Here is a 4266-nt window from a genome sequence, read left to right on the forward strand (position 1 = left end):
TCACCCTTCAGCCAAACGCGGATTCAGCGTATAGCTAACCGTCAGGCTGGCTTGAGCCAGTGAATGTGATTTGATCTGTTCAGCCAGTGCCGCACCGCTCAGATCCCTGCCCTCCGGCAGCGTTTCCACATCCAGTGCATAAACCGTAAAGACATAACGGTGCACGGTACTGTCATTCCACGGCGGACAAGGGCCATCGTAACCAAAATACTGGCCTTCCATGTCTGCATCGCCAGCAAACCAGCCAGTGTAATCATTGAGCCCATGGCGCTGCCCATCCGGTGCCGCCGGGCCGCGTTTGCCTTTCGGGGTGACGCTGTCGCAATGGCTACCTTCGCGAATTTCGCTCTGGTCCGCAGGAATGTTAAACAAGGTCCAGTGGTAAAAATCGACTCGCGGCAAGCTGGCCGGCACTTCCCGGTCTTCCTGGTTCACATCATCGGCCGCGCTGGGGGCGTCCGGGTCCAGGCACACCACCGCAAAGGAACGGGTTCCCTCCGGGGCACCTTTCCAGGCCAGATGCGGATTGATGTTGCTCGATAGCGACACATGGGTATCCGGGTCGATCACCGCAAAGGCAAATTTTTCCGGAATCGGTGCCTGGTCGGTGAGGCTGTTGCTAAGTAGCTGCATCGGTAAGCTCTCCTTGTTGCACTGCATGCATACTCTATCAGGCATGCGGGTAATAACGGGGAATTCAAGTTACTGGATACCGAACGCATTGCACCCCAGGCCATTAACCGGCTAATCACCCGCCAGCAGTGGAAACCGGGCCAGTGGCTCATAGCTCGGAAACGGCTCGCCCAGCTCACTGCGGTAAAGCATCAACGTATTCACAGGTAACACCCAGTCGCCAATGGCCTTGAAAGGCGTTTGCGTAGTCCCCGGTTTGGCCAGCGTAATGTGGGGCCGAAACGGCCGCCCCTCCCGCGGGAAACCGTACTCTTGAAGACACAAGCAAAGGTCATGGTGCAGCTGCTTGAGTGCCAGACAGGCCGCACCGGTCAATGCCATAAAAGGGCCTTGCTCCCGGGGGAAGGGCTCACAGCGGTTGAGCAACTGCTGAAACGGTGGGCTATTGTCAGCAAGCTCTTTCAGCGGGCCATGTAGCTGGTTCAAGGCCGCTTCGGACTGTTCACCCAGGAACGCCAGCGTCAGGTGCAGGTTGGCCATGGGGGTAGCGTGTCCCATGCTATGGGATAGTGTGACACACTGGTGTGCCAGTGTGCCGATGACCGGAATACCGATAAAACAGCGCATGCTTCCTTTTCATCCTCCCACCGTATGGCGTGGCGTCCCGGCTGGGACAGCGGTAGAATGCCGGCCCGATTGGCCGAAGCCTGAACGTATGCGGGCCGAGCTTCACGCTCAAGGCTAGCAGGTCACGAACATGCCAGCGAACACGTTATCCGGTTCGAGCTGTCTGGCCGTTTTTCTTCGCCCCTTCACTCCTCCACCCCGGACGCCTCACCAATGAATGACCAACCCTTGAAGGGTGCCTTGCTGCTGATACTCGGTGAAGGCCTTCTGGCGGTGATGGCTGCCATGATCAAGCACCTGTCTGATCACCTCGACACCGAGGTCATCGTGTTTGCACGCAACCTGTTCGGGCTGATGTTCCTGCTGCCGATCATCGCCACCCGCGGTGGTTTTGGTCAGCTACGAACCCGCTTTGTGCATCTGCACCTGATCCGTGCTTTCACCGGCGTGAGCGCCATGTTTTGTTTCTTTTACGCCATTGGGCATATTGCCCTGGCAGAGGCGGTACTGGTCAAAATGACGGTGCCGTTTTTCCTACCGATCATCGCCTGGTTATGGCTCAGTGAACGGATCGGTCTGCACACCTGGCTGGCCATCGTCGCCGGCTTTATCGGCGTTGCTATCATCATGCGCGCCGGGCAGGGTCATATTGACCCGGTCATGTGGGTAGCGCTGGCCGGCGCGGCCATCATGAGTATCGCCAAGGTCAGCATCCGTCGCATGGCGGTTTCCGAGCCCGCCCAGCGTGTGGTGTTCTACTTTGCGCTCTTTGCCACACTGTTTTCGTCTCTGCCTTTACTATGGGCCACCACCCTGCCCGCAGGCACCGATTACCTCTGGCTTCTCGCCATCGGCCTGGTGGCCACAGGCGGGCAATATGCCATGACCACCGCCTACCAGATTGCCCGACCCGGTCAGGTGGGCGTCTATAACTACTCCTCCGTGATCTGGGCTGCGTTGCTCGGCTGGATGTTCTGGGGCGAGACCCTGGTGCTGACCACCATCATCGGCACCCTGTTGATCGTGGCCGCCGGCATCTGGAATCTTAAGTCCCGGTAGGAAACCGTTCAGATCCGAAAAATGGCCCGTTCAGAAGGCTATTTTCGCTGCATATCCCCTATGCTTGGCCCAGCTTGGGCAAGGCAATCACCTTTTCGCTTCCCGCACGGGAAACGAGAAGCGCCTTGAAGGTGACGCCATACAACGGAGAGTTCGGCATGCAACCGAAACACCTGTTTCTTTTTATTCTGTGTACTGTCTTTTTGAATGGCTGCGAAGACGCGGCACGCTGGGCCTATGATAATGGCCTGAGCATGGAAAAAAGCCGCGCCGGCCTGGAAGACCGGACACTGACAACGGCGGACGGCATCGAGTGGCACCTGCTTGTCAGTGAACAAAATAGTGAAAACATCTCCGACAAGGAAACCGTACTACTGATTCATGGGTTCAGCGCCGATTCCAGTAACTGGATTCGCTTTGCCAATGAACTCGAAGGCGATTTCGTTTTTGTGGTGCCGGACCTGCCAGGCCACGGGCAAACCACCCGTACACTGGACCTGGATTACACCATGGCAGCCCAGGCCTCCCGCCTGCTAACGCTGATGGATGCTCTCGACATCCAGCAATTCCATGTGGCCGGCAATTCCATGGGCGGCGCCATTTCCCTGGCTATTGCCCAACAGGCACCAGAGCGTGTGCTTTCCATGGGCCTGGTGGACTCTGCCGGCCTGACTCGCCAGACCGAGGAATTTAAGAATGTTCTCGCCAAGAGTGAGAGCAACCCACTGATTCCGCACAAGGCAGAACAATTCCAGACCACCTTGAAGTGGGCCATGGAAGAACCGCCTTACATGCCCGGATTCTTTATCGACATCATGGGGCAAAAGAAAGCGGAGAACTCCCATGTGGCTGAAAAAATATGGCAAGATCTGATGGACGACCCAGGCATGGTGCTCGAAGACAAAAACGTGCTGCCCGCTATTCAAACACCAACCCTGGTGCTATGGGGTCGCGAAGATCGCTTGCTTGGAGTCGATAATGTAGACGCCTTTCTCGAGGAGTTACCGCAATCCCGCGCGGTGATTCTTGATGGCATTGGTCATGTTCCCATGGCAGAAGTGCCCGGCAAAAGTGCCGATGCCTTCCGTGCCTTCTGGCGCGAAGCGCGCCCCTGAGACGCGCCTGAAACCCAAGACTGATCAAGCTCCGCCGGCTCGTTGCTCCGGCGGAGTCCAGTCAAACGGGACCTGATAACTCATCAGAAAGCCACCCAGCGTAATCAACACCCGGGAAATGCCGATATAGGAATCGGGAATGCTGATGCGCTCTTCCCGAAAGCGGCTCATCAATTCGCCCATGGCAGCTATTGGCCCCTGTTCACTGAGGCGATCGGTCAGCACATACAACGCCAGCTCCTTCAGGGTTTCCGGGCTGCCACCCTTGAACCCGGCCTGAACAAAAAGCTCACCGATATCCACCGGCCCCTCAAAGCCCATCAATCCATATAGCAGGCGGGAGTAACGCCGCACCTCATCCGCCGTGAGCACACCAATAGCGCCGTAATCCAGAATCACCACCTGTTCGTCATCATTCACCAGAAAGTTACCCGGGTGCGGGTCTGCCTGGTAAACGCCAAAGCGGGTGACCTGCTGAAGATAGCTGGTCAGCAACACTCCCAGCAGGTCCTGGGCTTTTTCCGGGTGAGTATCCAGGTAATTGCGCAGTCGCTGCCCGCCTTCCCAGCTGGTCACCAGCACCGATTCACCGCATAAACCCTCGATGATATCCGGGATGCGGATGCGCTCGTGATGGGGCTGGCGGGAAAAACGCAAGGTACTCGCGGCTTCGTTACGGAAATCCAGCTCCATGGCCGTCATGGTCAGTAGCTGCTCAATGGCCTGCTGCAGATCAAACTCACGGAAGGTGGGCGCCACCAGCGCCGCCACCGCCTGAAAGACTTTGGCATCCTGCTCAAAGACTTTCTTCACACCAGGCAACCGCACCTTG

General features: G+C 57.4%; 5 protein-coding genes. 2 read left to right on the forward strand and 3 right to left on the reverse strand.

Annotation, left to right across the window (positions count from 1 at the left end):
• On the reverse strand, window positions 1-633 hold the full coding sequence (locus A3730_RS05890) for a YbhB/YbcL family Raf kinase inhibitor-like protein (protein WP_063521500.1): 633 nt from the start codon (window positions 631-633) through the stop codon (window positions 1-3).
• Between the two features lie 111 nt (window positions 634-744).
• Window positions 745-1260, reverse strand: coding sequence for an RNA 2',3'-cyclic phosphodiesterase (thpR, locus tag A3730_RS05895; RefSeq protein WP_063521501.1), 516 nt, complete (start codon window positions 1258-1260; stop codon window positions 745-747).
• 213 nt (window positions 1261-1473) lie between these two features.
• On the opposite strand from thpR, the gene A3730_RS05900 reads away from it, so the two are divergent.
• Window positions 1474-2319, forward strand: a complete 846-nt coding sequence (locus A3730_RS05900) for a DMT family transporter (RefSeq protein ID WP_063521502.1) — start codon at window positions 1474-1476, stop codon at window positions 2317-2319.
• Window positions 2320-2477: 158 nt separating this feature from the next.
• A complete protein-coding gene (locus A3730_RS05905) occupies window positions 2478-3434 on the forward strand; it encodes an alpha/beta fold hydrolase (RefSeq protein ID WP_063521503.1) in 957 nt (318 codons plus the stop codon).
• A gap of 24 nt (window positions 3435-3458) precedes the next feature.
• On the opposite strand, the gene A3730_RS05910 is transcribed toward A3730_RS05905, so the two are convergent.
• The coding region (locus A3730_RS05910; protein WP_197477323.1) for an AarF/ABC1/UbiB kinase family protein at window positions 3459-4266 on the reverse strand (808 nt) is incomplete at its 5' end.

This window comes from Alcanivorax sp. HI0044, from assembly GCF_001634945.1.

Excerpts from the sequence above, each read along its gene's own strand:
- A3730_RS05905 (WP_063521503.1), top strand. The coding sequence starts at position 2,478 with ATGCAACCGAAACACCTGTTTCTTTTTATTCTGTGTACTGTCTTTTTG.
- thpR (WP_063521501.1), bottom strand. The coding sequence starts at position 1,260 with ATGCGCTGTTTTATCGGTATTCCGGTCATCGGCACACTGGCACACCAG.
- A3730_RS05900 (WP_063521502.1), top strand. The coding sequence starts at position 1,474 with ATGAATGACCAACCCTTGAAGGGTGCCTTGCTGCTGATACTCGGTGAA.
- A3730_RS05890 (WP_063521500.1), bottom strand. The coding sequence starts at position 633 with ATGCAGCTACTTAGCAACAGCCTCACCGACCAGGCACCGATTCCGGAA.